The organism is Nonomuraea candida, assembly GCF_000725485.1.
GTDB lineage: Bacteria > Actinomycetota > Actinomycetes > Streptosporangiales > Streptosporangiaceae > Nonomuraea > Nonomuraea candida.
This window is the reverse complement of sequence record NZ_JOAG01000071.1, coordinates 1-26,076: the sequence shown is the minus strand read 5'-3', so window position 1 is coordinate 26,076 and position 26,076 is coordinate 1. Positions and strand designations below refer to the sequence as shown.

26 protein-coding genes and 1 pseudogene are annotated in these 26,076 nt (G+C 72.5%); 10 read left to right on the top strand and 17 right to left on the bottom strand.

Features of this window, described 5'->3' with window-relative positions; genetic code table 11:
• Positions 1–521: 521 nt before the first annotated feature.
• The 7 genes from IO39_RS41115 to IO39_RS41095 all read right to left on the bottom strand — a co-directional run bounded on the left by IO39_RS41115 (position 522) and on the right by IO39_RS41095 (position 6,317).
• A complete protein-coding gene (locus IO39_RS41115) occupies positions 522–1,901 on the bottom strand; it encodes a Dyp-type peroxidase (RefSeq protein WP_052424039.1) in 1,380 nt (459 codons plus the stop codon).
• 25 nt (positions 1,902–1,926) lie between these two features.
• On the bottom strand, positions 1,927–2,613 hold the full coding sequence (locus tag IO39_RS41110) for an HD domain-containing protein (RefSeq protein WP_043636212.1): 687 nt from the start codon (positions 2,611–2,613) through the stop codon (positions 1,927–1,929).
• Positions 2,614–3,017: 404 nt separating this feature from the next.
• Positions 3,018–3,476 (bottom strand): sigma factor, encoded by a 459-nt coding sequence (locus tag IO39_RS51495; RefSeq protein ID WP_281200369.1) that lies wholly within the window; start codon positions 3,474–3,476, stop codon positions 3,018–3,020.
• 93 nt (positions 3,477–3,569) lie between these two features.
• The gene (locus IO39_RS55415; protein WP_157549643.1) at positions 3,570–3,857 is read right to left on the bottom strand and encodes a hypothetical protein; all 288 of its coding nucleotides are present in this window, start codon (positions 3,855–3,857) and stop codon (positions 3,570–3,572) included.
• Entirely contained in the window at positions 3,854–4,264 is a 411-nt protein-coding gene (locus IO39_RS55410) for a hypothetical protein (protein ID WP_157549641.1), read from the bottom strand. The genes IO39_RS55415 and IO39_RS55410 overlap by 4 nt, the downstream gene beginning before the upstream one ends.
• A gap of 75 nt (positions 4,265–4,339) precedes the next feature.
• On the bottom strand, positions 4,340–5,515 hold the full coding sequence (locus IO39_RS41100) for a helix-turn-helix domain-containing protein (RefSeq protein WP_245642565.1): 1,176 nt from the start codon (positions 5,513–5,515) through the stop codon (positions 4,340–4,342).
• 214 nt (positions 5,516–5,729) lie between these two features.
• Positions 5,730–6,317, bottom strand: coding sequence for a TetR/AcrR family transcriptional regulator (locus IO39_RS41095; protein WP_043636209.1), 588 nt, complete (start codon positions 6,315–6,317; stop codon positions 5,730–5,732).
• 67 nt (positions 6,318–6,384) lie between these two features.
• On the opposite strand from IO39_RS41095, the gene IO39_RS41090 reads away from it, so the two are divergent.
• Together IO39_RS41090 and IO39_RS41085 are read left to right on the top strand one after the other, a co-directional pair.
• Positions 6,385–7,428 carry an FAD-dependent monooxygenase gene (locus IO39_RS41090; RefSeq protein ID WP_043636206.1) on the top strand — a complete coding sequence of 348 codons (1,044 nt, stop codon included), beginning with the start codon at positions 6,385–6,387 and terminating at the stop codon, positions 7,426–7,428.
• A 176-nt stretch (positions 7,429–7,604) separates the two neighbouring features.
• A complete protein-coding gene (locus IO39_RS41085) occupies positions 7,605–7,796 on the top strand; it encodes a hypothetical protein (RefSeq protein WP_043636205.1) in 192 nt (63 codons plus the stop codon).
• 34 nt (positions 7,797–7,830) lie between these two features.
• Here the strand turns inward: IO39_RS41085 and IO39_RS41080 are convergent, their stop codons facing one another.
• From IO39_RS41080 to IO39_RS41065, 4 genes are all read right to left on the bottom strand, one after another.
• Positions 7,831–8,595, bottom strand: coding sequence for an SGNH/GDSL hydrolase family protein (locus IO39_RS41080; RefSeq protein WP_043636202.1), 765 nt, complete (start codon positions 8,593–8,595; stop codon positions 7,831–7,833).
• Positions 8,592–9,158, bottom strand: a complete 567-nt coding sequence (locus tag IO39_RS41075) for a PadR family transcriptional regulator (protein WP_043636200.1) — start codon at positions 9,156–9,158, stop codon at positions 8,592–8,594. The genes IO39_RS41080 and IO39_RS41075 overlap by 4 nt, the downstream gene beginning before the upstream one ends.
• Before the next feature lie 182 nt (positions 9,159–9,340).
• Positions 9,341–10,111, bottom strand: a complete 771-nt coding sequence (locus tag IO39_RS41070; protein ID WP_043636197.1) for an enoyl-CoA hydratase-related protein — start codon at positions 10,109–10,111, stop codon at positions 9,341–9,343.
• A 135-nt stretch (positions 10,112–10,246) separates the two neighbouring features.
• Positions 10,247–11,128, bottom strand: a complete 882-nt coding sequence (locus IO39_RS41065) for an NAD(P)-dependent oxidoreductase (RefSeq protein ID WP_043636194.1) — start codon at positions 11,126–11,128, stop codon at positions 10,247–10,249.
• A 101-nt stretch (positions 11,129–11,229) separates the two neighbouring features.
• Here IO39_RS41065 and IO39_RS58395 point away from each other — a divergent pair, with 101 nt between their 5' ends.
• A complete protein-coding gene (locus IO39_RS58395; RefSeq protein WP_043636190.1) occupies positions 11,230–14,442 on the top strand; it encodes an ATP-binding protein in 3,213 nt (1,070 codons plus the stop codon).
• A 93-nt stretch (positions 14,443–14,535) separates the two neighbouring features.
• Here the strand turns inward: IO39_RS58395 and IO39_RS41055 are convergent, their stop codons facing one another.
• Complete coding sequence (locus IO39_RS41055) at positions 14,536–15,189, bottom strand: response regulator (protein WP_043636188.1); 654 nt, start codon at positions 15,187–15,189, stop codon at positions 14,536–14,538.
• Positions 15,177–16,307: a sensor histidine kinase gene (locus IO39_RS41050; RefSeq protein ID WP_043636185.1), complete on the bottom strand. Its 1,131-nt coding sequence runs from the start codon at positions 16,305–16,307 to the stop codon at positions 15,177–15,179. The genes IO39_RS41055 and IO39_RS41050 overlap by 13 nt, the downstream gene beginning before the upstream one ends.
• 131 nt (positions 16,308–16,438) lie before the next feature.
• On the opposite strand from IO39_RS41050, the gene IO39_RS41045 reads away from it, so the two are divergent.
• A complete protein-coding gene (locus IO39_RS41045; protein ID WP_043636182.1) occupies positions 16,439–17,335 on the top strand; it encodes an ABC transporter ATP-binding protein in 897 nt (298 codons plus the stop codon).
• A gap of 68 nt (positions 17,336–17,403) precedes the next feature.
• Positions 17,404–18,150: an ABC transporter permease gene (locus IO39_RS41040; RefSeq protein WP_043636180.1), complete on the top strand. Its 747-nt coding sequence runs from the start codon at positions 17,404–17,406 to the stop codon at positions 18,148–18,150.
• On the opposite strand, the gene IO39_RS41035 is transcribed toward IO39_RS41040, so the two are convergent.
• Complete coding sequence (locus IO39_RS41035; RefSeq protein WP_052424037.1) at positions 18,117–18,770, bottom strand: TetR/AcrR family transcriptional regulator; 654 nt, start codon at positions 18,768–18,770, stop codon at positions 18,117–18,119. The two genes, IO39_RS41040 and IO39_RS41035, sit on opposite strands and share 34 nt — an antisense overlap.
• Positions 18,771–18,817: 47 nt before the next feature.
• Here IO39_RS41035 and IO39_RS41030 point away from each other — a divergent pair, with 47 nt between their 5' ends.
• On the top strand, positions 18,818–19,765 hold the full coding sequence (locus IO39_RS41030; protein WP_043636177.1) for a beta-ketoacyl-ACP synthase 3: 948 nt from the start codon (positions 18,818–18,820) through the stop codon (positions 19,763–19,765).
• Here the strand turns inward: IO39_RS41030 and IO39_RS41025 are convergent.
• Positions 19,735–20,652, bottom strand: a complete 918-nt coding sequence (locus IO39_RS41025; protein ID WP_169789210.1) for a LysR family transcriptional regulator — start codon at positions 20,650–20,652, stop codon at positions 19,735–19,737. The two genes, IO39_RS41030 and IO39_RS41025, sit on opposite strands and share 31 nt — an antisense overlap.
• 117 nt (positions 20,653–20,769) lie before the next feature.
• On the opposite strand from IO39_RS41025, the gene IO39_RS41020 reads away from it, so the two are divergent.
• Together IO39_RS41020 and IO39_RS41015 are read left to right on the top strand one after the other, a co-directional pair.
• Positions 20,770–21,222 carry a carboxymuconolactone decarboxylase family protein gene (locus IO39_RS41020; RefSeq protein ID WP_043636174.1) on the top strand — a complete coding sequence of 151 codons (453 nt, stop codon included), beginning with the start codon at positions 20,770–20,772 and terminating at the stop codon, positions 21,220–21,222.
• Between the two features lie 108 nt (positions 21,223–21,330).
• Positions 21,331–22,806, top strand: coding sequence for an MFS transporter (locus IO39_RS41015; protein WP_043636171.1), 1,476 nt, complete (start codon positions 21,331–21,333; stop codon positions 22,804–22,806).
• Between the two features lie 330 nt (positions 22,807–23,136).
• Here the strand turns inward: IO39_RS41015 and IO39_RS41010 are convergent, their stop codons facing one another.
• Positions 23,137–23,664 (bottom strand): TetR/AcrR family transcriptional regulator, encoded by a 528-nt coding sequence (locus IO39_RS41010; protein ID WP_043636168.1) that lies wholly within the window; start codon positions 23,662–23,664, stop codon positions 23,137–23,139.
• A 78-nt stretch (positions 23,665–23,742) separates the two neighbouring features.
• Between IO39_RS41010 and IO39_RS41005 the strand changes: the two genes are divergently transcribed.
• Both IO39_RS41005 and IO39_RS41000 read left to right on the top strand, forming a co-directional pair.
• Entirely contained in the window at positions 23,743–24,528 is a 786-nt protein-coding gene (locus tag IO39_RS41005; protein ID WP_052424036.1) for an ABC transporter ATP-binding protein, read from the top strand.
• Entirely contained in the window at positions 24,528–25,862 is a 1,335-nt protein-coding gene (locus IO39_RS41000; RefSeq protein ID WP_043636163.1) for an FtsX-like permease family protein, read from the top strand. Before IO39_RS41005 ends, IO39_RS41000 begins: the two co-directional genes overlap by 1 nt.
• 33 nt (positions 25,863–25,895) lie before the next feature.
• Here the strand turns inward: IO39_RS41000 and IO39_RS56345 are convergent.
• Positions 25,896–26,076 (bottom strand): annotated as a pseudogene (locus tag IO39_RS56345) (LysR family transcriptional regulator); the annotation flags it as partial.

Here is a 26,076-nt window from a genome sequence, read left to right as displayed (position 1 = left end):
GATGAAGGCACAGGTGGACGCCGAGTTCGAGCAACTGTCCGAGGAGCCGGCGGCCGGTGGCTTCCCTGTGCCGCCGCTCGACCTGCCGCACTACCACGGCGCGCCCCGGCCGTGAGAACGGCTCCCCGCGCCCAGCTCCCCGCACCCGGCTCCCCGCACCCCGGCTTGGCGCGCCTCGGCTTTGCGGGCCCGGCTCGGCGGGCGTGGCTCAGTGCGCGTCCGTGCGGGCTCCCATGGTGATCACGTCGGCCGTACAGGCTGATCGGCAGCGTCCAGTCGTCGGGGGCGAGCCAGATCTGGAGGTCGGCGAGGCCCGACGGCCTCGGCAGCGCTGGCGGAGCCGGTAGAAGGACGTCACCAGGACGAGCGGGACCGGGGCCGTCCAGTGCGCGGGGGCCACCACCTTGCGCACCCCCTGCCCGGCGGCGACCGACAGCAGCCGGTCGGCGGAGTCGCCGGAGGTGCGCGGGTGACGAAGTGTGACGCCCGGGCGGCGATGCGGGCGGCGTCGCGCCGCCCGCTCACCGTCCCGGGAACAGCGCGTCCGCGATGTGCCCTCCCGGGCGGACGCCGGGCGGGATGGCGAAGACTGCGCTGCCGGTGTGCTGGATGAAGGCGTTGAGCCGGTCGGAGGCGGCCATCTTCCGCTGGGCCCGGATGAAGTCGCCGGGGTCCCGGAGGTAGGCGCAGAACAGGGTCCCGGTGTCGTACGTGTCGTGCCCGCTCCCCGCGTGGTCGTGCAGCGGGTCGTCGTGGCTGTGGCCGGCCTGGTCATCGCCGTGGTCATCGCCGTGGTCGTGGTCGTGAGCGGCGCCCGCCGTGCTCTGGAAGGCGTAATCGTAGTTGTAGGAGCGGCGCAGCATCGGGATGTCGCGTACCAGGGCCACGTGGGAGTCGGCCGGAATCAGCGGCTTGCCGTCCGCGCCCTTCTTGCCGAGGTCCAGGGGAGTGAACTCGTCGCCCCCGCTGAGCGGGGCGCCGTTGTCGCGGCGGCGGCCGATGGACTGGTCCTGCTGCTGCGCGGTCGAGGTGTCCCACTTGGGGAGGTCCATCCGGATCTTGCGGAAGACGAGGTAGGTGCCGCCGGTGAACCAGGACGGCTCGTCCGGTTCGGCGGCCCAGACCGCGTCGTCGAAGGCGGTGGTGCCCGGCCGCGGGTTGGCGGTGCCGTCCTTGTGGCCGAACAGGTTGCGGGGGGTGGCGTCGCCGAACCGGCCGAGGAAGCCCTGCTGGCTCCACCGCAGCCGGGCCAGCCCCGGGGCACGGCCGCGCAGCGCGCGGAAGGCGTGGCTGATGGACTGCGGGTCGTCGCCGCAGATCTGCACGAAGAGCTGGCCGCCGCTCCACGCGGGCTGGAGCCGGTCGGTGGCGAAGACCGGCAGCTCGCGCAGGTGCCTGGGCCGCTGCTCCGGCCGCCCGATCAGGTCGAACAGCTCCGGACCGAGGCCGAACGTCACCGTGAGCCGGGCGGGCGGCAGGCCGTCGGCGATGCCGGTGTCGGCGGGCGCGCCGGGACGGTTGACGGGCAGCGGGCCGGCCGGCTGCCCGCGCATGAGGCGTTCGGCCGCGCCGCTCCAGCGCTCCATGAGCTGCCGGAAGTTGGTGGCGATCCGCTCGGTGGGGAGGCGTTTCCGCTCGGCGTCTTCGGTCTCCAGGTCGAAGGCGGCGAAGTAGGCGTAGTGCTGCTGGGGCGTGGCGATGCCGGACTGGTGCGTCCCGTGGAACCGTTCCACGGCCGGCCTGGCGGGGTCCGGGGTGCGGGCCGGCGCCTCGTCCGCGCCGATCGCGAGCGCCACCCCCGCTCCCGTGCCCGCGGTGACCGCGAGCGAGGCGATCAGGGAACGCCGGGAGAAGGCGGGGCGGCCGGGGTCGTCCTGCCGCTCGGTGGTGGGGTCGGGCATGTGAGGGGTCCTTCGGGTGAGAGGGTCAAGCCGTCAGGGGGGCGTAGTCGTTCCAGCTCGGCGGCTGCGACATCAGCTGCCGCCAGGTGGGCCACTCCTCGCCGGTGTGCTGGCGGACGAGCTCGCCGGGCAGGGTGAACGGCGGAGCCTTGTGCGGCTTGGCGAGCGCCTGGGCGACGATCGCGTCGTACAGCGCGGATGCGGCCCGCAGGCGGGGGAGCGCGGCGTGGATGCGGTCGGCGTAGCCCTCCGGGAGGGTGTACGGCCCGTGCGGGCCCAGGTCGAAGCCGGCGCCCGCCGAGACGAGCGCGATCTCCGGCCGCTTGCGCAGGGCGATGTCGGGGTGCAGATGCAGGGCGACGGCGTCCCAGACGATCTCGGCGCGCTCCTGCGACACCCCGAGGTCGGTGAGGAAGCGGACGGCGTGGTCGGCGCCGTCGATGTCGAAGGGCTGCTCGCTGTTGCCGGGGCCGCCCGGTCCCGCCTCGCCCAGGCCGGTGTCGTGCAGCACGCAGCCGAGGAACAGCAGCTCGTCGTCGTAGTCGAGGTCGGGGCGCTGCCCGTCCTCCTCGCCGATGAAGCGGCCGTACAGGTAGCTGCGCATGCTGTGGTTGAAGATGGCCGGGTGCTCGATCTCGCGGGCGTGCCGCATCGCGGCCAGGGCGAGGTCGGTACGGGGAAACGGCAGGTCGTCGTAGTCGTCGTAGTCCATCGGAGTTTCGTCCCTTCGGGATGGCACGGAGGCCGGAAGGCCGACCTTCAGGCAAGCTGAAGCCTAGACCGGGCTTCAGCCGCCCTGAAAGTTGGGGTGGGCCTGCCACGGCCGCCCAGGCGGGAGGAGGAAGGGCCGCCGAGTTCCGCCGGCCGGTGAGTTTCCGCTAGTGCTCCAGTGACATTTCGCGATCACGGTTCGGATTTGCGCTGGTAGTGGAAGTGTCGGGCTCTGGCTTGATGTCGGCGGCGCCAGTCTGACCAGCGCAGAACGTTCGTGGTGGAGTGGTGCCGGGTCTGGCCGCGTAGCAGCGGTAGAAGGCCGGCTCGCCGGTGGTCAGGTTGCGCCGGGAGAAGTACGCCGCCGGCCCCGCGCCCGGCCCGGGCAGGCGACCGGCCGGCGCCTCACCCGCCCTTCGCGATCACCCCGCCGAGGTCCACGGGGCGTTCGCGAAACCAGCCGTAGGCGCGACCCAGGTCGGCGATGCGCCGCAGCTCCGCAGGTTCCGGCTTGGCCGGATACGAACCGAGTGAGAGCTGCGGGACGACCGTCTTGCTGATCCTCGTGTAGGTGGGCAACAGGTCACGCATCTGCCGCGGATCGGCCGCGATCAGACGCTGCGCCTTGGCCAGTGCGCGCAGCACGGCGGAGTCCTCGGTCGAGTAGGGGCGGTCGGGCGGCTCCGCGCTCGGCACCTCGTCCGAGTCACGGCGCCGCCGCCATGAGATGTACTGGTTCACCATGATCTTGCGCGCGTAGGCGTCCAGGTTGTCGACGTGGCGCAGCTTCGGCCAGCGGCCGATCATGCGAACCAGGACGCTCTGCAGGAGATCCTCGGCGCGGAGGTTCGGAACCCCCGGCAGACTGGTTGAGTGTGATCTGGGGTTTCAGCCTGCCGGGGGCCGACCCTCGGGCTAGACGGGGTTGATAGGCGCACCTGCTGGCCCGAAGGTGGTCTATGACGCCCGACTGAATTGCCCGGCGTAGCGCGTTTGTAGCGAGGCTGCCCATTCTTCGCGGAGCTTTTCCGCCCACGCTTTCGCGTCGGGAAGCTTCCGGAATTCGCGGGATTCGTAGGGCACGCCTTGATGGTCGGGCAGGCGAGGGTCGAGACGCCAGCGAACGCCCTGGTTGTGGACCGAGAACGCCTTGATGTTACCCATCATTCCGTACTCGCAGTTGTTCTCCGACCTGACTACCCACACGATCGGAGGAAGCACAACGGCGACCATACGGGCGCTCACACCGCCACCCTCGCGCACGCATGTGCCACCACGAGCGAGGCAACCACGTATGGCCGGCTTGACGGCACCAGTTCAGTCCGTGTGCCTGCTGGCTCGTTGCCGGGGCCGACGCGGGCCAGCTCGACAAGATAGCTGCCGGAACGCTCGCCAATCGTGACAGTGGCAACCAGCCATCCGGCGTCCGCGTGAATGGTCATCTCCGGCTGATGCCAAAGGTCCTCGTTAGTGCCGTAGACCGTGATTGCGCATCGTCCGAGGCCCGGCCCCATGATGAGTTGTTCGCGAACACCTCTGGTCTGTAGGTGCGGTATCACCCGCCGCAGGGTGTCGGCTTGTTCTTCCGCCGCCTCTCGCTTCACTGGGTCGCAGAAAAGCGTGCCGCTTACGCATGTGGGGTGCGTCCTCATGCCTCTAACCGTAAAAAGTGTAGGTCAGAGTGTCTGTGGCACTTTCATGCAGGCTCAACCTGAAGTGCCACGCGCTTATAGCTCAAGGCCCACTGCATCGGCCATAGCTCGCATCTCCTCTGTCAAGGTCCGGCGCTTGCCAATGATCGCTTTCAGGATGTCTTTGGCATAGCGCTGATTCGGCAACCACTCGGGCGCTTCTCGCGAGAGTCGAGCCAGGACATCTAGAGATTTATCGTACTCGCGCAGCATGAGCCGAGCGTTCGCCACGTCCAGTAGATGCCGATTCCGGTTATCGCTTGTTGGCCTCAAACCAGGCGGTACCTCTTGCGCAAGCTGTAGGGCTCGTTCGGGCTGAGCCTCAATGATCGCGTTCTCTACACGCTTCATCTGGACCGTCGCCGGTCCGAAAGTAGTGAAATATTCGTGGTAGCTGCCATGCTCCCGGCCCATGCGGACCGCACCAGACAGCGCAAGGCGCATCATGTCATCAGCCTCATCCGGCCGGTTGTCACGGATCGCGGCGGCACTACCCCGCAGCAGTAGCCATCCCCAGGCAGAAAGCTCAGTGTTGGTCGCCCTGGACATGCGGGGTTCGATCTCGTCAGCCCAGTCGACGGCCCGTCTTCGGGCCTCATCTAGACGGCGCTCCCTCAGAAGCAACCAGCACAGCGTGATGACGGCCGATGCCGCTTCGATCCGGTCGCCTGTCTCAATCGCGTCCGCTACAGCTCCTTCAAGAGCCATCTCGGCTACGTCGAACACTCGGGTCTGTGTTGCCAGCGAGCCGGCCAGTTGCAGAACTCTCGCACGGATGGCCAGGGCTTCCGGTCGTTCACCTTGCTCAACAAGGATTTGTGCTTCCCCGATCAGGACAGGCAAGACCGTCTGAAGTTCCGCATACTGGTCGTCGTGGTACAGCCGCACAGCACCCGCCACAGCCGATCGCAGGCCCTCCACGCTGGGGGCATCTTCTAGATCCGTGGTGCTCCCCTGGAGCGCTTCCCGTAGCGGCGCGAGGTCGGCCGGTTGCCCGTTCTCCGATTGGGCGGCTTCGTCAGCTTCTAGAAGGCTGGTTGTGGTCACTCCGAGGGCTTCGGCCCACTTGCGTAGCGTCTCGATGCGTACGCTGTCGCGCTCGCCTTGCTCAACCTTGCGAACCAGGGAAAGGGCGACACCAGACCGTTCGGCTAGCTCGCGCTGGTTCAGGCCCCGCCGTTTGCGGATGGACTGGAGTCGTTCGCCCAACATGCCTCCCATCCTGCTGCAAGAGCGTGTCATCTGGAGTGGCTCCATGACGGGTGAAGAACCCAAGAGGCTTCACTCCCAACCAATAGAGAAACCCGGCGCGACGGGGTCAGCACAACGTCAGCACCGGTGCTGACAACAGGCGAGATTTACCGAAAGGGGTGCGCGCCCCGCCCCCTTGTGGGGGGCTTGATCGACGACGGAACGGCCAGTGGCGTTAGCCGGCGAGGCCGGAGCCGGGGCAGGCGGAGGCGATGAGGCGGCCGAGGAAGGCGTCGAGGTCGTCGAGCCCGTAGGAGGCGAGCACGTCGGGCGGCTGGGTGAGCAGGTAGGTCAGCGCGCTGTTGACGGCGAGGGTGACCACGGCGGCGCTCTGCCGGGTGGCCGGCAGCCCGGCCGCCCGCTGGGCGCTCAGATGCAGGTCGAGGTCGGCGCGGGTGAGCCGGGCCAGGGTCTGCCGCACCCGGGCGTTTCTGGCGGCCTCCGCGTGCAGCTCCAGGTAGGCCAGCAGGCGCGACCGGTTGACCGTCAGCGCCCGGTCCATCATCTCCCGCAGCAGCGCGCGCAACTCCTCGGCGCTGTGGGCCTCGGCCTGCTGGAGCTCGCTCCAGTAGCGCTCCACGCACCGCTCGGCCGTGGCCTGGAGCAGGCTGTCGCGGGTCGGGAAGTAGTTCTTCGCCGTGCCCTCCGGCAGCTCGGCGGCCCGATCGACGGCGCGGTGGGTCAGGCCCCTGCCGCCCTCGCCCGCCAGCACCTCGATGGCCGCGTCGCACAGCAGGTCGCGCCGATCCCTGTTCTCCGCCATGGCTCCCTATTGTCTCCGTCGACAGGACCACCACAAGTGTGGTACCACAGGTGTGGTGAAGAGAAAGATGAGAAAGGCCGTCATCGTCGGCGCCGGAATCGGCGGCCTGACGACCGCCATAGCCCTGCGGCGGATCGGCTGGGAGGTGTCGATCTTCGAACGGTGGCCGCGCGTCGTCGCCGAGGGCACGGCGCTCGGGCTCCGCCCCGACGCCCAGGCCGCCCTGGCCGGCCTCGGCCTGGGCGAACGGCTGCGCGAGCGCACCGTCCCCTACCGGCACGCGCAGATCCGCACGCCGAGCGGGCGGCGCCTGGCCGACCTGCCCCTGGAGCGCATCGAACGGCAGGGCGGCGCGCCCGTCCGCATGTTGTCGCGGGTCTCGCTGATCGAGCTGCTGATGGAGGAGGTGGACGAGGCGACGATCAGCACCGGCATGGAGATCACCGATCCGGCCGGGCTGCGCGCCTGCCACGACCTGGTGGTGGGGGCCGACGGCGTACGCAGCGCGGTGCGCCAGGCGTTCTTCGACACCGCCACCCGGCCCCGCTACGCGGGCATCGTCGCCTGGCGCGGCGTCGTCGAGGGCTTCGAGCCCCGGGACTACGGCGAGACCTGGGGCCGCGGCCAGATGTTCGGGATGACGCCGCAGGCGCCCGGTGTCACGAACTGGTACGCCCCCGTCCGCACCCCCGCCGGCGTCCGCGAGACCCTCGACGACCTGCGGGCCCGCTACGCCGGCTGGCACGACCCGATCCCGCGCGTGCTCGCGGCGGCCGACGAAGGCACCGTGCTGCGGCACGAGGTGCACGACCTGGCGCCGCGGCCGGCCTCGTACGTCAGCGGGAACGTCGCCCTGGTCGGCGACGCCGCCCACGCGATGACCCCCGCCCTGGGCCAGGGCGCCTGCCAGGCGCTGCTCGACGCGGTCGAGCTCGCCGCCTGCCTGCGCGACCACCCGGACGACGTCACCCGCGCCCTGCGCGCCTACGACGCCAGGAGGCGTCCGGCGGCCCAGCGGATCGTCACCGCCTCCCGGTGGATGACCCGCGTGGCCGGCGCCGGCCACCTGGCGGGCCCCCGCGACGCCCTGATGCGGCTCCTGCCCGTCTGACTCCGTTCACCGCCTGAGCCTCGGCGGGGCGGATGTGCCGTTGCCACGCCCCTCTCGTCAAGCCCTGAACCAGGCCGGCCCGGCACCCTCCCCGCCGGACAATCCGCGGGGCATGATTTCGCCAAACCGCACGTCACCCCGGGAAGGCCGCGACCAGGCTGATCTACGCTCACCGCGTGGCATTTCTTATCCCGGAGATCAAGGTCGGCCTGGCCGAACTCGGCGGCGAGCGTGCCACCTGGTGCGCCAGATGCGGCAAACGCGCGACCTTGTACATCGTCGACCCCGGGGCCGGAAACCGCGTGTTCGCGTGCACGGCCGACGCCGGCTCCGAGATCGAGGGCATGCTCCTGCGCTCCCCCGACTAGCCGCGTCAGGGAAGCGGGGGCAGGGAAGCGGGGGTCAGGGAAGCGGGGTCAGCAGCGGGCGTTTGGCCGTACGGCCCTCGCCCGACGAGCGACCGCGCAGCCGTCGCGCCACCCAGGGCCCCGCGAACGTGGCCAGCCACCGCGCCTCGGCCGCCGCCGAGCGGAGCGCGCCCGGCGCGGGCAGCGCCGGCAGCGGCGCGCTCCAGGTGTCGTCGCTGCCCGGCAGGCCCAGCGCGTGCGCCACCCCGGCGGCGAACCTGGCGTGCCCGATCGGGCTGGCGTGCAGGCGGTCCCTGCTCCACATGCGCGCATCGGTCACGTAATCCAGCGCGTACGTGTCCACCAGGATCACCCCGTGCCGGGCGGCCGCCTCGCGGATGTGCCGGTTGAGCTCCAGCACCCGCGGCACCAGCGGCCGGGCCAGCGGCGCGATCTTCCCGATGTCGGGGAACGTCACGGTCACCACGTGCGCGCCCGCCCCTGTCAGAGCCGCGAACATCTCCTCCAGCACGCCGCTCACCTGCGCGGCGTCGAAGCCGGGGCGGATCAGGTCGTTCATGCCCGCCATGACGGTGGCGAGGTCCGGCCGCAGCTCCAGCGCCGCGGCGAGCTGCTCGGCCCGGACCTGGGCCGCCAGCCGCCCGCGTACGGCGAGGTTGGCGTAGAGCAGGCCCGGGTTGTGGCGCGCCAGCTGCTCGGCGAGCCGATCGGCCCACCCGCGATGGCCGGCGGCGTCGTCCCCGTCGCCCAGCCCCTCGGTCTGGCTGTCGCCCAGCGCGACATACCGCGTGTATCTCATCGTGCCTTCCCTCCGGCCCGCTCTTCCAGGGTCCGCGCGGTCTGGCGGCACCAGTCGCGGATCTCCCGCTCCAGCCGGCAGCCGGCCAGGCAGGACAGGTACGGCCCGATCCGCTCGCCGGTACGCAGGAACTCCTCCTCGCCGAGGTCACCACGCAGCCGCAGCAGGGTCTGCTCGAAGAGGAGCAGCTTGGCGGCGGCCTCCTCGGCGCGCTCGCGCAGTTGGGCGATCACCGGGGCCGGCTCGACCAGATCCGCGGCGTGCACCTTCACGACCAGGTCGTCGCGCAGCAGCAGGGGCTTGGCCGGGGTGGCGGCGAAGGCGGCCAGCTCGTCCAGCCCGGCCTCGGTGACGGTGAACACGCGCTTGCTGGGCCGGCCCCGCTGCACGACCTCGCGCCCGGCCACCAGGCCGTCGGCCTCCAGTTTGGTCAGTTCGAGATAGAGCTGCTGGGGGGCGGCGTACCAGAAGTTGGCGACGCCCACGTTGAAGATCTTGGCGAGCTGGTAGCCGCTGTACTCGCCGTCGAGCAGCGCCGCCAGCACCGCGTGCCGGAGTGCCATCGCCTTAGTCATGCCCGTGACTAGTCATGGACATGACTATAGGGGAGGCGCCCGCTCCCGTCCATCGCGCGGCCCTCGCAGGGGGGACGCCCTCGTGCGGCCCCGGCCGGGCGCGTCGATCGGTCTCGTGCGGCCCCGGCCGGGCGCGTCGATCGGTCCCGTGTGGCCCTCGCCGGGGCTCGTCAGTCGCTCCACTTCGGGGGGCGCTTGTCCAGGAACGCCGACATGCCCTCGCGGGCCGCCGCCGACTGCGAGGACTCGGCCATCACCCTGGTGGCGAGCCGGTAGGCCTCCGCCTGGGGCAGCGACAGCTGCTCGTACAGGGTGCGCTTGCCGAGCGCCTTCGAGGCGCGGCTGCCGCGCGTGGCCCGGCCGAGCAGGTCGAGCACGGCGGAGTCCAGCTCCGCGGCCGGCGCCACCCGGTTGACCAGCCCCCAGTCGAGAGCCTGCGCGGCGGTGATGGTGTCACCGGTGTAGGCCAGCTCGGCGGCGCGCTTGCGGCCGATGTTCCGGGCGATGGCGACCATGGGGGTGTGGCAGAACCAGCCGCCTTTCCCGCCGGGCGCGGCGAAGCCGGCGGAGTCGGCGGCCACGGCGAGGTCGCAGGTGGCGACCAGCTGGCAGCCCGCCGCCGTGGCCAGGCCGTGGACCCGGGCGACGACGGGCTGCGGCACCGACTCGATCAGTTCCATGAGCCGGAGGCAGGTGTCCAGGAGGGTGCGTACGGCCTCCGTGTCGGCCTCGGCGACGTCGGCGAAGTCGTGACCGGCGCAGAAGACCGGGCCGGCCCCGGCCAGGATGATCCCTGAGGCGTCGCTGTCGCCGGCGGCGCCGAACGCGCTGATCAGATCACGCAGGTGGGCCAGAGACAGGGCGTTGCGCCGCTGCGGCCGGTTCATCGTGATCGTCACGAAGTCCTCGTCGCGGTTGACCAGTACATGATCGAGGTTCATGGGCGGGCTCCCGTTGCTCTCGCAGGCCGCGTGACCACGATCGGCCCCGTGGACACTGTCGGCCACGTGGACACTGTTCCCGCCTCGGCGCCGGCTCAGGCCCGCGCGGCCCGGCCGGCGGCGGGGCGAGGGCGGTCAGGAGCGGGTGTCCAGGTACTGCAGGGTGAGGCGGGCGATGTCGTCGCCGCCGTGCCCCGCGTCGATGACGGCCTGGGCGAGGGGACGGACGGCCCCGAGCGGCCCGGGGTCCATGCCGCGGCTCTGGGTGGCGTGGATGATGTGGTCGATCGTGGCCACGTTGGAGACGATGCTGGACACGTCGGCGGTGAACTCGCCGCTGCCGAGCTTGCCCGCCATGTCGGTGACGGACTCGGGCAGGAGGCCGATGATGCCCTGGGCGAACGGCGCGAAGTCCGCGGCCTCGATGCCTTCGGCCTTGGCCATGGCGAAGGCGTGGGCGAGACCGGACATCGAGCTCCAGAAGATGTCGAGCAGCGCCAGATCGAAGCCCGCGGCGCGGCCGGGGTCGGTGCCCAGGTGCGTGTGCGAGCCGCCGAGCGCGGCCAGGGTCCCGGCGTGGGCACGGTACGGCTCCTCGGAGCCGCTGTAGAGCACGACGGCGGACGGGGTGCCGATGGTGAAGGCGGGCGACATGATCGCGCCGTCGACGTAGTCGATGCCGTGCTCGGCCGCCCAGGCGGCGGCGGTGCGGGAGCGTGCGGGAGTGTCGGCCGTCAGGTTGATCAGCGTGCGGCCCTTCAACGAGTCCGCGATCGGCAGGAGGATCGCGTCCGAGGCGTCGTAGTCGAGCACGTTGACGATCACCAGCGGGCTGGCGGCCGCCGCCTCGGCGGGGGAGGCGGCCAGGACGGCGCCCTTGGCGACGATCGCGTCGGCCTTGGCCGCGGTGCGGTTCCAGACCGTCGTCGGGTGGCCGGCGGCCAGGAAGGCGGCTGCGAGAGCCTGCCCCATCGGGCCGAGGCCGATGACGGTGACGGGGGTCTTGTGCGCGGTCATGTCGTTCCTTTCGTCGTTGTATGCCTCCACGGTGCCCGGGGGCGCTGTCGGCCCTCCGGCGGTCGGCTGTCGGTCCGTTGTCGGCCCGTTAGGCTGCGGCTATGCGATTTGGGGTGCTCGGGCCGCTTTCGGTCTGGACGAAGGACGGACGGCCTGTCCGGGTCCCCGAGGCGAAGGTCCGCGCGCTCCTGGCGGATCTGCTCGTCCATCGCGGCCGCCCGGTCTCGGCCGACCGGCTCATCGACGACCTGTGGGGCGAGCGGCTTCCCGCCAATCCCGCCGGAGCGCTGCAGATGAAGGTGTCGCGCCTGCGGCGCGCCCTGGGCGACGCGGAGTCCGTCACCTTCGGGCCCGCGGGATACCTGCTGCGGGCCGAGCCCGGCGAGGTGGACGCGGACCGGTTCGAGGCACGGGCGACCCGCGCCTTCGGGCTGGCCCACGCGAAGGAGCGGGCGAGCGAGCTGAGCGACGCGCTGGGCCTGTGGCGGGGGCCGGCGTTCGCCGGATTCGACGACGAGGGGTTCGCCCTTCCGGAGATCCGGCGGCTGGAGGAGCTGCGGCTGGTCGCGCTGGAGGAGCTGGCCGAGGCGCGGCTCGAACTGGGCGAGCACGAGCTCGTGGCCGGTGAGCTGGCCGGGGTGGTGACGCGGCATCCGCTGCGGGAGCGGCTGCGCGCCGCCCACATCCGCGCGCTGTACGGCTCCGGCCGCCAGAGCGAAGCCCTGGAGAGCTACGACGACGTGCGCGCCCGGCTCAGGGACGAGCTGGGCATCGACCCCGGCCCGGAGCTGCGGGCCGTGCACACGGCCGTCCTGCGGCAGGATCCCGCGCTACGGGCGGCGCGGAGTGCCCCCGCCGTCCGCGGCAACCTCCCGGCCCGGCTCACCGGCCTGATCGGCCGGGAGGAGGCGGTCGCCCAGATCGGCGGGCTGCTGGGCACCGGGCGGATGGTCACGCTCACCGGGCCGGGCGGGGTCGGCAAGACCCGGCTGGCGATCGAGGCGGCCGGATCGCGGGCGGAGCGCTTCCCCGACGGGGTGTGGCTGGTCGAGCTGGCCGGCCTGCCGCCCGGGTGCGGGGCCGAGGACGTCGCCGACGCGGTGGCGACCGCCGTGGGGATACGCCAGGACGGCGCACGCCAGGACTCGGCCGTACCCGGGTCTGGCGTGGGATGGGTGGCGGCCGCGCTGCGCGACAAGCGGCTGCTGCTCGTGCTGGACAACTGCGAGCACGTGGTGGAGGCCGCGGCCGAGGCGGCGGCCGGTCTCCTGCGGGCGGTGCCGGGCCTGCACGTGCTGGCGACCAGCCAGGACCGGCTCGCGACCACCGGTGAGCTGCTGTGGACCGTGCCGCCGCTCGACGAGGAGGGCGCGATGCGGCTGTTCGCCGAGCGGGCGGCCGCGGCGGATCCGGGGTTCGCGGTGTCCGAGGCGAACCGGGCGTCGGTGCGGTCGATCTGCCGCCGGCTCGACGGGATCCCGCTCGCGCTGGAGCTGGCCGCCACCCGGGTCCGGTCGGTGGACGTGGCCGAGCTGGCCGAGCGCCTCGACGACCGGTTCCGCCTGCTGTCCTCGGGCAGGCGGGACGCCCCGGCACGGCAGCGGACGCTCCGCGCGACGATCGAGTGGAGCTGGGAGCCGCTGACCGACGCCGAACGAGTGGTGTTGCGCCGCCTGGCGGTGCACGCCGACGGCTGCACGCTCCACGCGGCCGAGGAGCTCTGCGCCGACGACGACGCGGGCTCAGGCGACGCGGGCTCGGGCGACGCGGGCTCGGGCGGCGTGGGCTCAGGTGGCGTGGGCTCAGGTGGCGTGGGCTCGGGAAGCATGGGCGCGGGCGGCGTGGAGGCTGCCGGTGTGGCCGCCGCCGACGTCCTGGACCTGCTGGGACGCCTGGTCGACCGGTCGCTGGTCGTGCACCAGGCGGGGCGGTACCGGCTGCTGGAGTCGGTCGCGGCCTACTGCGTCGAGCAGCTGAGCCGGGCCGGCGAGCTGGAGCGCATGCGTGACCGCCACCTCGCCTACTACCTCGGCCTGGCCGAACGCGCCGACCTGCGAGGCCGTGACCAGCGGACCTGGCTGGACAGGCTGGACGCCGAGTCGGGCAATCTGCGCGCCGCGCTCCAGTACGCGGGCGGGTCGGAGAGCGGCCTGCGGCTGGCGAACGCCCTCGTCTGGTACTGGTTCCTGCGCGGGCGTCTCGGTGAGGCGCGGCGCTCGCTGGCCCTCGCGCTCTCCCGGGCGCACGACGACGACCCGGTCGCGATCGAGGCGGCGGCATGGCAGGCCGGGTTCGGGATGCTGCTCGGCGAGGACGCCGACCGGGCGGGACGCGCCCGTGAGGTGCTGGCCCGGTTCGACGCCCACGGAGCGCGTGCCGTACGGGCGAAATGGTTCCTGGCGTTCGCGCAGTTCGGCCACGGGGACCAGGACTCCCTCGAGGAACGGCTGCTGGGCGTGTTGGCGGAGGCCCGCGCGCAGGACGACTCCTGGTGCGTGGCGGCGGCGCTGGTCACGCTGGCCACGCCCGCGCTGCTGCGCAGTGACATCGCCGCGGCCCGGCGGGCCGGCACGCGGAGCCTGGCGCTGTTCGAGGAGATCGGGGACCGCTGGGGGCAGCTGCGGAGCACCTCCGTGCTGGGCGATCTGGCCGAGATCGCCGGCGACTACGCGGAGTCCGCCCGGCTGCGCCGGTCCGGGCTGCGCAGCGCCGAAGAGCTCGGGCTCTGGCCGCAGATCTCCTCCTGGCTGGCGGCCCTGGGCCGCCTGGCACTGCTGACCGGCGATCTCGACGAGGCCGACGACCTGCACGAACGGGCGCGGAGAATCGCGGCTGAGCACTCCAGCAAACAGGAGGAGCAGTTCGCCGAGATGGGCCTGGCCTTCGCGGCGCGGCGGCAGGGCCGCTACGACGACGCCGAACGGCACCTGCGCCGCTGGCTGGAGTGGAACCGCAGCAGGGAGGGAGAGCCGGGCGTGGCGCTGATCCTCGCCGAGCTGGGCTTCGTGGCGGAGCTGCGCGGCGACGCCGAGGCCGCGCTCGCCCTGCACCTTGAGGGGGAGATCTCCGCGCGGGCCACGGGCGACCCCAGGGCGATCGCCCTCGCGCTGGAGGGTCTGGCGGGCGCCCACGCGCTGGCCGGGCGGCACGAACAGGCCGCCGTCCTGCTGGGCACGGCGGCTTCGCTCCGCGAGTCGGTGGGCGCGCCCCTGCCCGCGGGCGAACGGGGCGACGTCGACCGCATCGCCGCCGCGGCCCGTTCGGCGCTGGGAGAGCAGAGGTTCGCGGCGGCCTTCGCCACCGGCCGCGGCTGAGGAGCCGCGCCGGCCAGGTCAGGCCCGCAGGATGAGGGGCCGCGCCGGCCAGGTCGGGCCCGCGTCGTGGGCCAGGATGAGGAACCGCGACAGTCAGGTCAGGCCCGCGTCGTGGGCCAGGATCGCGATCTGGGTGCGGTTGTCCAGGCCGAGCTTGGTGAGGATGCTGGAGACGTGCGCCTTCACGGTCGTGATGCCCATGGCCAGGTCGGCGGCGATGTCGGCGTTCGTCCGGCCGCGCGCGATCGCCAGGGCCACCTCGTGCTCGCGTGGGGTCAGGACGGCCAGCGCGGCACGGGCCCGCTCGTAGGCGCCGGCCTGCGCGACCGTGCGCTCCATCAGCCGCCGGGTGATGCCCGGGGACAGGATCGGGTCGCCCGCCGCGACCCGGGTGACCGCCTCCACGATCCGCGCCGGCGGGGTGTCCTTGAGCAGGAACCCGGCGGCGCCCGCGCGCAGGGCGTGCAGGACGTTCTCGTCAGTGTCGAACGTGGTCAGCACGATCACCTCGGGCGGGCGGGCACGGGCGCGCAGCCGGCGGGTGGCGGTGATGCCGTCGACCCGCGGCATCCGCAGGTCCATCAGGACGACGTCGGGGGCGTGGGCGTCGGTGGCGGTGATCGCCTCCTGCCCGTCGGCCGCCTCGCCGACGACCGTGATGCCGGCGGCGCCGTCCAGCATCATGGACAGCCCCGCACGGACCAGGGCGTCGTCGTCGGCGAGCAGCACGCGGATCACGCGGGCCATGGTAGCCGGGCCAGCAGCCGGAACTCGCCGCCGGTTTCGCGGTGGTCCAGCCGCCCGCCGGCCAGCCGCACCCGTTCGGTGAGCCCGACCAGGCCGAGGCCGCCGCCGGGCGCGAGCGGGGCGGCGCCCGGCGGGGCCAGCGGGTTGCGCAGGTCGATCACCAGGGGAGTGCCGGGAGCGCCGCGCAGCAGCACGTCCACCGGGCGGCCGGGGGCGTGTTTGCGGGCGTTCGTCAGCCCTTCCTGGACGACGCGGTAGGCGGTCCGGGACACGGCCGGCGGCAGGGCGTCGCCGTCGGTGACCTCCTCGCGCAGCCGTACCTCCTGGCCGGCCTGCCGCGCGTCGGCGATCAGGCCGGGCAGGTCGGGCAGCGCCGGCCGGTGGGCCGGCTCGTCCTGCGGGTCGTCCTGCTCGCGCAGCAGGCTGATCACCTGGCGGAGCTCCTCCAGCGCCTGGTGCACCCCGGTGCGGACCACCCCGGCGGCCCGGGCGAGCTGCTCGGGGGAGGAGTCCGGCCGATATTCCAGCGCCCCCGCGTGGGTGGCCACCAGGGACAGGCGGTGAGCCAGCACGTCGTGCATCTCGCCGGCGAGCCGGCGGCGTTCGGCCATCCGGGCCTCGGCGACCCGCCTGCCCTGCTCGGCCTCGGCGCGGTCGGCCCGCTCGTGCAGGGAGATGAGCAGGGCGCGGCGGGAGCGGGCCAGCGCGCCCCAGCCGAGCAGCGCGCCGTAGGAGGCGCAGATCAGCAGCAGCCACCACTGCTGGGAGATGCCGGAGCTCGGCCGCCACAACCCCTGGACCACGTGGGCCGCGACGCCCCCGGCCGCTACCGCCACCGCGACGGGGAAGCGCCTGCGCCGGGCCACCTGCAGCGCCCCCGTCGTCGCCGCCGCGGTGGCCGCGGGGGAGAGGGCGGCCAGCAGCGTGGCGGCCACCGCCCCCGAGGCCGGCCACCACAGCTGGGCGAGCGCCGCGGCCAGGCTCGCCACCGCGACCACGACGTCCAGCCCCCACAGGGGGCCGTCGGCCAGGGTCCACAGCGTCAGGGCGTTCAGGCCGCCGATCCCGAGGAGCACGGCGGCCACCGCGACCGGGTACGAAGGTCGGATCCAGCTCACCGGGTCAGGGTATGCGCCGGTCCGCGGACGCCATCACCTACCGAAGGAGGACCCGTACCCGACCGGAGGAGAGCACGGAGCGACCGCGCGCCCGATGCGGCGGAGCGGGCGGCCCGGCCAGGCTGACCGGCATGAACACCACGACCCGCCGAACCCTCGCCAGGACGATCGAGGCCACCCGCCGCTACGGTGACGTGCTCGCCCTCGACCGCGTCTCGCTCGACATCGGGGCGGGCGAACTGGTCGGGCTGCTCGGCCCGAACGGCGCCGGCAAGTCCACCCTCATCAGCCTCTTCGCCGGGCTGCGCCGCCCCACCTCGGGCACGGTGGAGCTGCTCGGCGGCTCGCCCGCCGACCCGGCCGTGCGTCAGGGCATCGGGGTGACGCCCCAGGAGACGGGGCTGCCGGAGGCGCTCAAGGCGGGCGAGATCGTCTCCTTCGTCTCCGCCCACTACCCGAGCCGCCGGGACAGGACGGACCTGCTGGCCCGCTTCGGGCTCGCCGGCCTGGCCGACCGGCAGATCGGCGGGCTGTCCGGCGGGCAGAAGCGCCGTCTGGCGGTGGCGCTGGCCTTCGCCGGCGACCCGCGCGTGGTCTTCCTCGACGAGCCCACCACCGGGCTGGACGTGGAGGCCAGGCGAACGCTGTGGGAGGGGATCAGGAGCTTCCACGCCGGCGGCGGCACCGTGGTGCTGACCAGCCACTACCTGGAGGAGATCGAGGCGCTGGCGCAGCGGGTGGTGGTGATCGGCCGGGGCCGGGTGCTGGCCGACGGCAGCGTGCAGGACGTGCGCGACGTGGTGGGCGTGCGCCGGGTCTCCTTCGCGGCGCCGGCCGTACCGGATCTGCCGGGCGTCCTGCGCGGCTCGGTCGAGAACGGCCGGGTGCACCTGCTCACCACCGACTCCGACCTGCTGGTCACCGAGCTGGTACGCGCCGGGACCCCCTTCGCCGACCTCCAGGTGCGGCCGACCTCGCTGGAAGAGGCGTTCCTCACCATCACCTCCAAGGAGGAGACCCGTGCCTGACCTCAGGCTCGTCCTCACCATCGCCCTCAAAGAGAAGATCCTCACCATCGCCCCCAAGGAGGAGACCCGTGCCTGACCTCAGGCTCGTCCTCACCCACACCCGCTACCAGTTCCTGGAGCAGCTGCGCGTCCCGATCTCGCTGGTGGCGAGCGCGTTCTTCCCCGCGGCCGCGATGCTGGCGTTCGTGGTGCCCTTCACCGGCGCGGACCCGGCGAGCGCCACTCAGGCCACGGCCGGGATGATGCTGTTCGGGGCCATGTCGGCGGCGCTGATCGGGCTGAGCGTCAGCGTGGCCCAGGACCGCGAGCGGCCCTGGGACCCCTACCTGCGCACCCTGCCCGCCGGCCCGCTGCCCCGCTTCGCCGGCCGCATCCTGACCACGATGGCCGGCATGCTGCTGTCGGTGGCGCCGGTCCTGCTCATCTCGGCCTTCCTCACCGCCGCCGCCCTCTCCCCGCTCCGGCTGGCGCTGGGCATCGGCGCGCTGCTGCTGGGCGCCGTGCCGTTCATGCTGATGGGCCTGTTCATCGGGTACGCGGTGGCGGCCAGGGCGGCGATCGCGGTGTCGCAGGTGGCGTACTTCCCGATCGCGGCGCTGGGCGGGCTGCTGGTGCCCCTGGAGGTCATGCCCGAGTTCGTACGGTCGCTGGCGCCGTTCGTGCCCAGCCGGGGCGCGATCGAGCTGATGTGGGCCGCGGTGGCGGGCCGCACTCCCTCGCCGGTCTCCCTGGCCGCCCTCGCCGCCTGGACCCTCCTCGCCGCGGCCGCCGCCACCTGGGCCTACCGCCGCGACGAGGGCCGCCGCTTCTCCTGACCCGCCGCTTCTCCTGATGAGAACCCGCTGAGACGGGTGCGTACGGCGTTGCGGGCCAGCGCCGCGGCCGTGGGGTCGTGGTGCAGCTGAATCGCGTGGTTGAGCGCCATGACCACGCCGAGCAGCTCGAACACCAGCTGGTCGGCGTCCGTGCCGGCGGGCAGGCCACCGCTCTCCACGGCGCGCCGCGCCTCCTTGCGCAACCGTTCGCGCCAGGCGTCGAACAGGGTCGCGACCGCGTCGCGCACCGGCCCCGGCCTGCCGTCGAACTCGTGCGCCGCCGCCACGAAGAAGCACCCGCCGGGGAAGACCCCGCGCTCCAGGTAGGAGATCCAGGTCTCGCAGAGCGCGCGCAGCCGGGCCAGGCCGGGCTCGGCGGGCCGCGCGGGCTCCCAGACCTCGGCGCGGAACACCTCCGAGGCCCGGTCGAGCGCCGCCAGTTGCAGCGCCTCCTTGGAGCCGAAGTGGCCGAGCACGCCCGACTTGCTCATGCCGAGATCGAGGGCGAGGCGGCCGATGGTCAGCCCTTCCAGACCTTCGACGGAGGCGATGGCGACCGAGCGGTCGAGGATGGCCGTGCGGGTGCCGAGGGCTTCGGCCACGGATCTGCGCGGGCTCATGCGGACCACTTTAGCGTCCGAACGGTCGGTTGCTATAGTCCGGCCCTATGCGCGGATCACGACTTATCGCCACAGGCCACTACCAGCCCTCCAAGGTCCTGACCAACGATGATCTGGCCGACTTGGTGGACACCAGTGACGAGTGGATCAGGCAGCGGGTCGGCATCCGCACGCGGCGCGTGGCCGGGCCCGGCGAAGGCGTGGCCGACCTGGCCGGGCAGGCCGCGGCCAAGGCCCTGGCCGGCAGCGGCCTGGACCCGGCCGACCTCGACCTCGTACTGATCGCCACCTGCACGCAGACCGAGCGCGCGCCCAACATCGCCTCCCGCGTCGCGGCCCGGCTCGGGGTGCCCGCGGCCGCCCTGATCGACGTCGGGGTCTCCTGCTCCGGCTTCACCCACGCCCTGGCCGTGGCCGACCACACGATTCGCGCGGGCGCTGCCACGAACGCCCTGGTGGTCGGCGCGGACACGATGACGGCGGTCACCGACTGGACCGACCGGACCACCTGCGTCCTGACCGGCGACGGAGCCGGGGCGGCCGTGATCGGCGCGGTCGGCGCGGCCGCGCAGGCGGGGATCGGGCCCGTGGTGTGGGGGTCGGCGCCGGAGCTCGGCACCGCCGTTCGCATCGAGGGCACGCCCACGCGCTTCTCCCAGGACGGCCAGACCGTCTACCGCTGGGCCACCACCCACCTGCCCGAGATCGCCCGGCGGGCCTGCGAGCGCGGCGGCGTACGCCCCGAGGAGCTGGCCGCGGTGGTGCTGCACCAGGCGAACCTGCGCATCATCGAGCCGATCGCCGAGCGGCTCGGCGCGGTCAACGCGGTGATCGCGCGGGACGTGGTGGAGTCCGGGAACACCTCGGCGGCGAGCGTTCCCCTGGCCCTGTCGAAACTGCTGGAGCGGGGAGTGGTGCGGCGCGGGGAGCCGATGCTGCTGTTCGGCTTCGGCGGCAACCTGTCCTACGCGGGCATGGTCGTACGCTGCCCCTGACCGGCGCGCGCGGCCACCTCCAGCGCCATCCGCGTGAAGGCGAGGACCCTGGCGGACACGCCCGCCTCCCGCCAGACCAGCCCGTACTCCAGGGGCGGAGCGTCCTCGAAGGGGATGTAGACCAGGTTGGGGCGGGGGTAGTAACGCATCCCCTGGGCCGCGGCGATGGTGACGCCCTCGCCCGCCGCGACGAGGGTGAGAAGTTCCTGCCAGTACGTGACGGTCGCCGAGCGGCGGATGGGCCTGCCGCTCGGCGTGCGCTCCGGAATCAGCCAATCCCTGAAGTAGCTTGGCATGCCGGCGACGAGCAGCACGTTCTCGCAGGCCACCTCCTCCAGCGAGACCGTCGTACGGCCGGCCAGCCGGTGGTCGACGGAGACCGCGAGCACCCGCGGGTCGCGCAGGAGCGCCGGTCCGCAGGTGAGGTCGGGCTCGTGGATGGGGAACTCGACGAGCTGGACGTCGAGCTCGCCCCTGCGCAGCGGGCCGTGGCGGTCCGACAGGTGCACCTCGCGAATCCGCACCTCGCACGTGGGATGGCGCTCGCGGAAGGTCTCGACGACGGTCATCACCAGCTCGCCGGCCAGCGGGCTGGAGAACCCCACGCGCAGGACGCCGCCGGTGCCGCGGGCCGTGTCGGCGGCCTTGGCCACGGCCTCCAGGACGCCGTGGTGGTGCGGGCGGAGGTCGTCGCGCAGTTGCCTGCCGAGCGGGGTCAGCGTCACCTTGCGGCTGGTGCGCTCGAACAGCGGGGCGCCGATGCGCCGTTCCAGCGCCTTGGTCATCTGGCTGACCCGTGCCCGCGACATGTGCAGCCGCTCGGCCGCGCGGCCGAAATGCAGCTCCTCGGCCAGCGTCAGGAACGTCTCCAGCTCTTGCCAGTTCATCGGCCTCTCCTTCGGTAAGCGCACCTTACCGAAGGGTGAGAACTTCGCCATTGTTCGTGGTCGTCTGTCGGATTCAGACTGTCCGAGGTGAACGACGAAGAAAGGAGGCAAGGTGCGATGACCGGGCAGCGGATCGACCTGGCGGCAGTGTCGCCCCGCGCTGTCGGCCTGGTGTCCGCACTGGAAGACGCCCTACGGCGTGAAGGGCTGACCGACGACCGGCTGAGGGAGCTGGCCAGGATCCGGGTCGCCCAGCTCAACGGCTGCGCGTATTCCCTGGCCCAGCGATCCCGGGAGGCTCTCTGCCTGGGTGAGAGGCAGGAGCGGCTCAACGAGCTGGCCGGGTGGCGCGACTCGTGGCTGTTCACCGAGTCGGAGCGGGCGGCCCTGGCCCTCACCGAGATCATGACCCGGCTCCCGGCGGACGGGGTGCCGGACGACGTGTACGGCCAGGCGGAACACCTGCTGGGCCCGTACAACCTCGGAAATCTCATCATGGCGGTCTCCGTCGCGAACGCGCTGGATCGCATGTGCCTGGCCGCGCGGCTGGGCCCGGCGCGGCAGACCTAGACCATCGGCGGCACGGGCCGCCTCACCGGAACACGCTCCGCGGGACCCGCGGGGTGGCTTCGTGCTGCCGCGATCTTCTTGTTCGAGAACAGAAAGCAGAGCAAACCCATGTCCCACGAACGCCGCGACAGGCGTACAGAGCAGGAACCGACCCCCGACCCGCGGAGATGGCGGGCGCTCACGCTGCTGGTGGCGGCCTTCTTCATGGTCATCGTCGACTCGCAGATCGTCATGCTGGCCATGCCCTCGATCGAGAAGGAGCTCGGCTTCGCGCCCGGCGGGATCCAGTGGGTGATGAGCGCGTACCTGCTGAGCTTCGGCGGCCTGCTGATGTTCGGCGGGCGTACCGCGGACCTGCTCGGCGGGCGCAGGATGTTCCTGTTCGGCACCGCCCTCTTCGGCATCGCCTCGGTCCTGTGCGGGCTCGCCTGGACCGACGGGGTGCTGATCGCGGCCCGCGTGCTGCAGGGCGTGGCGGCCGCGGTGATGACCCCGACCGCCATGGCCGTGCTGATGCACACCTTCGCCGAGGGGCCGGAGCGCAACAAGGCCCTCGGCATCTGGACCGGCGTCGGCGCGTTCGGCGCCACCGCCGCGCTGCTGATCGGCGGCCCGATCACGGACGGCCTCGGCTGGGAGTGGATCTTCTACATCAACGTCCCGGTCGTCGCCGCGGTGCTCCTGCTGGGCCCGCGCCTGCTGAAGCAGACTCCGGTCCGGCCGGGACGCCGCCGGTTCGACCCTGCCGGCGCGGTGACCATCACCGCCGCCATCGCCCTGCTCGTCTACGCGGTCTCGGAGGCTCCGCTGGTCGGCTGGGGGAGTGGCCAGACGGTCGGCATGCTGATCGCCGCGGCCGTGTTGCTGTCGATCTTCACGGTGATCGAGCACAGGTCGCAGGCGCCGCTGGTCCCCTTGAGGATCTTCCGCTCGCCGAGCGTGGTCGGCGGCAACATCCTCATGGTCATCGTCGCGATGGCCGTGTACGGCGGAGCGCTCATCACCTCGCTCTACGCCCAGCAGGTCCTCGGCTACAGCGCCGTGACGTTCGGGCTCAGCACCGCGGTCTACGCCGTCATGTCGATCATCGGCGCGAACGTCAGCGCCCGGCTCGTCGCCAGGGTCGGCTACAAGCCGATCGCGATCGTCGGCATGACGCTCCTGTCGGGCGGCCTGCTGCTGCTGACCCGGATCGACCCGAACGGCGGCTACTGGAGCGACCTGTTCCTCGGCCTGGTCATCTTCGGCTCCGGCATCGGCAGCACCAACGTCGCGGCCTCCATCGCGTCGCTGACCGGCGCCAGGCCCGAGGAGTCCGGCCTGGTGTCGGGCATCAACAACGCGGTCTTCCAGATCGGGGCGGCGCTCGGCATCGCGATCGCCTCGTCGGTCGCCTTCGCCTCCGCCACGGGCACGGACGCCAAGGGGCTGAACGACGGCTTCCAGGCCGGGTTCCTGGCCACGGCGATCTTCGCGCTGGCCGGCCTGGCCACGGCGCTGCTCCTGCTGCTGAACCGCAGCTCCACGCGGCCCGGGACCCCTGACCCGGCCGCCGACGCGGAGCGCGTGCTGACCACCCACTGACGCCTGACAGGAGAGGACGGGCCCGTTCGGTCTCAGACGACCGGACGGGCCCCTGGCGTCTGCGCGGTGGAACACGCATCGGCCGGCGATGCCGCACGTCAAAGCGGGGGCACACGCATCGGCCGGCGATGCCGCACGTCGGAGGGACGGAACGCGCACCGGCCGGCGATGCGGCATGCCAGAACAGCCCCCAGAGCAGCCGGAGCAGCCCGGAGCAGCCCAGAGCAGCCCCCAGAGCAGCCGGAGCAGCCCGGAGCAGCCCAGAGCAGCCCGGAGCAGCCCAGAGCAGCCCAGAGCAGCCCAGAGCAGCCCAGGGCAGCCCAGAGCCGGTCAGCGGGATCTGGCGAACTGCTCGGCCGTCGGCGCGTGGTCGGGGTCGGTGAGCCATTGCGCGGCGAGCCCGACGAGCAGTGCGAAGTAGCGCGAGCCGGCCGCCTGGACCTCGTCCGGATCGCTGCCCGGGCCGAGGCCGGCGAACGCGTGCGCCAGCGAGACCCGCGCGATCTCCTGCCCGCTCGCGATCATCTTCCGGATCTCGCCGTCCTGCCGGGATGAGGCGACGGACTCGAAGTTCACGAACCAGAGCGACCGGTTGGCCTGGATCGAGTCGATGATCCGGCCCCACAGGGTCTCCTCGTCATCGGGCTCCTGAAGGACCGCGAACAGCAGTTCGCCCCACTCCGTGTTGAGGTCACGCAAGGACCGGGTGAGCAGTTGCTCCTTGGATCCGAAGTGGTAGTTGATCGACGCCTGGTTCGCTCCCGACGCCGCGACCAGGTCTCGCACGGTCGTGTGCGCGTAGCCCTTCGTCAGCAGGCACTCGCGGGCCGCACGGAGCAACTTGTCCTTCGTGTTCATATGGCCTACCGTATCAAATAAATGTTCGTCTAAAACGATCGTTTATAACGATTGTTTACCCTGGTCAGAGAGGCTCTCATGACTCCGTACGCTCCTGCCGAGCTCGCTCCTCCCGTGCTCCGCATCCGCGACCTGCGCTGCGAGTACCCGGGAGAGGCAGGGCCGGTCCACGCCCTGCGCGGCATCAACCTCGACGTCCCCCGCTCGTCCTTCATCGCGATCATGGGCCCGTCGGGCTCCGGCAAGACCACGCTCCTGCACTGCGCCGCCGGGCTGCAGCAGCCGACGTCGGGGCTGGTCGAGCTCGACGGGCGAGACCTTCGCGGGCTGGATCAGGCGCAGCTCGCGCAGCTGCGCCGGCGCCGCGTGGGGTTCGTCTTCCAGTCGTTCAACCTGCTGCCCGCGCTGTCGGCCATCGACAACGTCGAGCTTCCCCTGCGCCTGGACTCCCGGCCGGCGGAACCGGCGCGCACCACCGAGCTGCTCACCCGGGTGGGGCTCGGCAACCGGGGCCGCCACCGTCCCCACCAGCTGTCGGGCGGCCAGAAGCAGCGCGTCGCCGTCGCGCGGGCCCTGATCACCGACCCCGACGTCGTCTTCGCCGACGAGCCCACGGGCGCTCTCGACATCCGCAGCGCCAGAGAGGTCCTGCGGTTGATGCGCGAGCTCGCGGACCACGGCCAGACGATCATCATGGTCACCCACGACCCGGTCGCCGCCTCCTACAGCGACGTCGTCCTCTTCATCGCCGACGGCCGGATCGTCGACCAGCTCCGGCACCCCACGGCGCAGCAGGTCGCCGGCCGGATGGCCGTCCTGGTCGAGTCGGCGGAGCAGGCCGCGAACGACACGGCGGTGATCTGATGCTCAAGCTCGCCCTGCGCTCCTTCGCCCATCACCGCGCCGGCGCGATCGCGACCGGCCTGGTGGCGCTCGTCGGCATGGCCCTGGTCACGGGCATGATGAGCCTGCTCGCCACCGGCCTGGACGCCGGTACGGCCGCCGCCGACCGCTCGTTCCTGGTGCCGTTCCCGCTCATCATGGGCGGCTGGACGGTCGCGATCGTGCTGTTCGCCATGGTCTCGACGATCAGCGTCGCGCTCGGCGGCCGGACCGGGGAGATCGCCGGCATCCGTCTCATCGGCGCGAGCCCCCGGCAGGTGCAGTGGCTGCTCGTCATGGAGACGGCGGTGCTCGCGGCGGTCGCGGCGCCGCCGGGCCTGGCCGGCGGTTACCTCATCGGCTGGCTCGTGACGTGGAGCATCCGGTCCGCGGGGCTCATCGAGCCTGCGTCAGCCTTCGCGCCCGGCGTGCTCCTGCCGGTGCTCGGCGTGCTCATCGTGCTGGCCGCGAGCGTGATCGCCGCCTGGATCGGCAGCCGCGTCCTGGCCCGCCGCAGCCCCGTCGCCGACGCCGCTCCACCCTCCCGCCGCCGTACGGGGCGGCGCCCGGGCAGCAGGCGCCGCATCACCGCCGCGATCATGATCTGCGCCGGTCTGGGCTCATCCGCCACGGTGCTCGCACTGGACCCCGCGGACATCCTCACCACGGCGCTGACCGGTCCCGGCTGCGTTCTCGTCGCCGTCGGCCTGTGCGTGCTCGCCCCGGAGCTGATCGCCGTGGTGAACCTCACCCTCAGAGCCGTCAGCCGTACGCGCGCCGCCGCCTCCTCCCACCTGGCCGCGATCAACCTCTCCGCCGCTCCCGACCGGGTACGTCCCACCGTCACCTTCCTGACCCTCTTCGTCGGTGTCGCCGCCGGAACCCTCGCCATGCAGGGCATCGAGAACTCCGCCGGCCCGGCGGGCAGCGACGGGCAGGTCCTCGCCTCGGTCAACTACCTCGTCGTCGCCCTGATCGCGGCGTTCATGGCCATCGCCCTCACCAACAACCTCGTGGCCTCGATCACCCAGCGGCGCACCGAGTTCGCGACCATGTCCCTCATCGGCTCGACCGGAGCGCAGACGCAGCGCATGCTCGTACGGGAGATGGCCGCGGCCACGGTCGTCAGCATCGTGGCCGGAAGCCTGGGCGCGTTCGCCGCCGTCCTGCCCTTCGCCATCGTCAAGACGGGCAGCGCGCTGCCGGCGGCGGCCCCCCTGCCCTACGTGGTGCCGGTCGTCGTCGGGATCGCGGTCACCCTCGGCGTCTCCTCGCTCGTGGGGAGGCGCGTCATCCGCACGGCCAGTGCCGGCTGATCGCGCGGGCCGGCCCGCGCGATGGCACGCCCGTCACCGGATGCTGCAGGCCACCTCGCGGGCGGTCTGCGCGAGGGCGCGGATGAGGTCGGTCTCGGCGGCGGTGCGCCAGACCAGGGCCCAGCGGGCGAGCGGGGCGTCGTGGATGGGGACGTAGGCGATGTCGGAGCGGGCCATGTAGCGGGCGGCGTGCAGGTGCACGGGTGAGACGGCC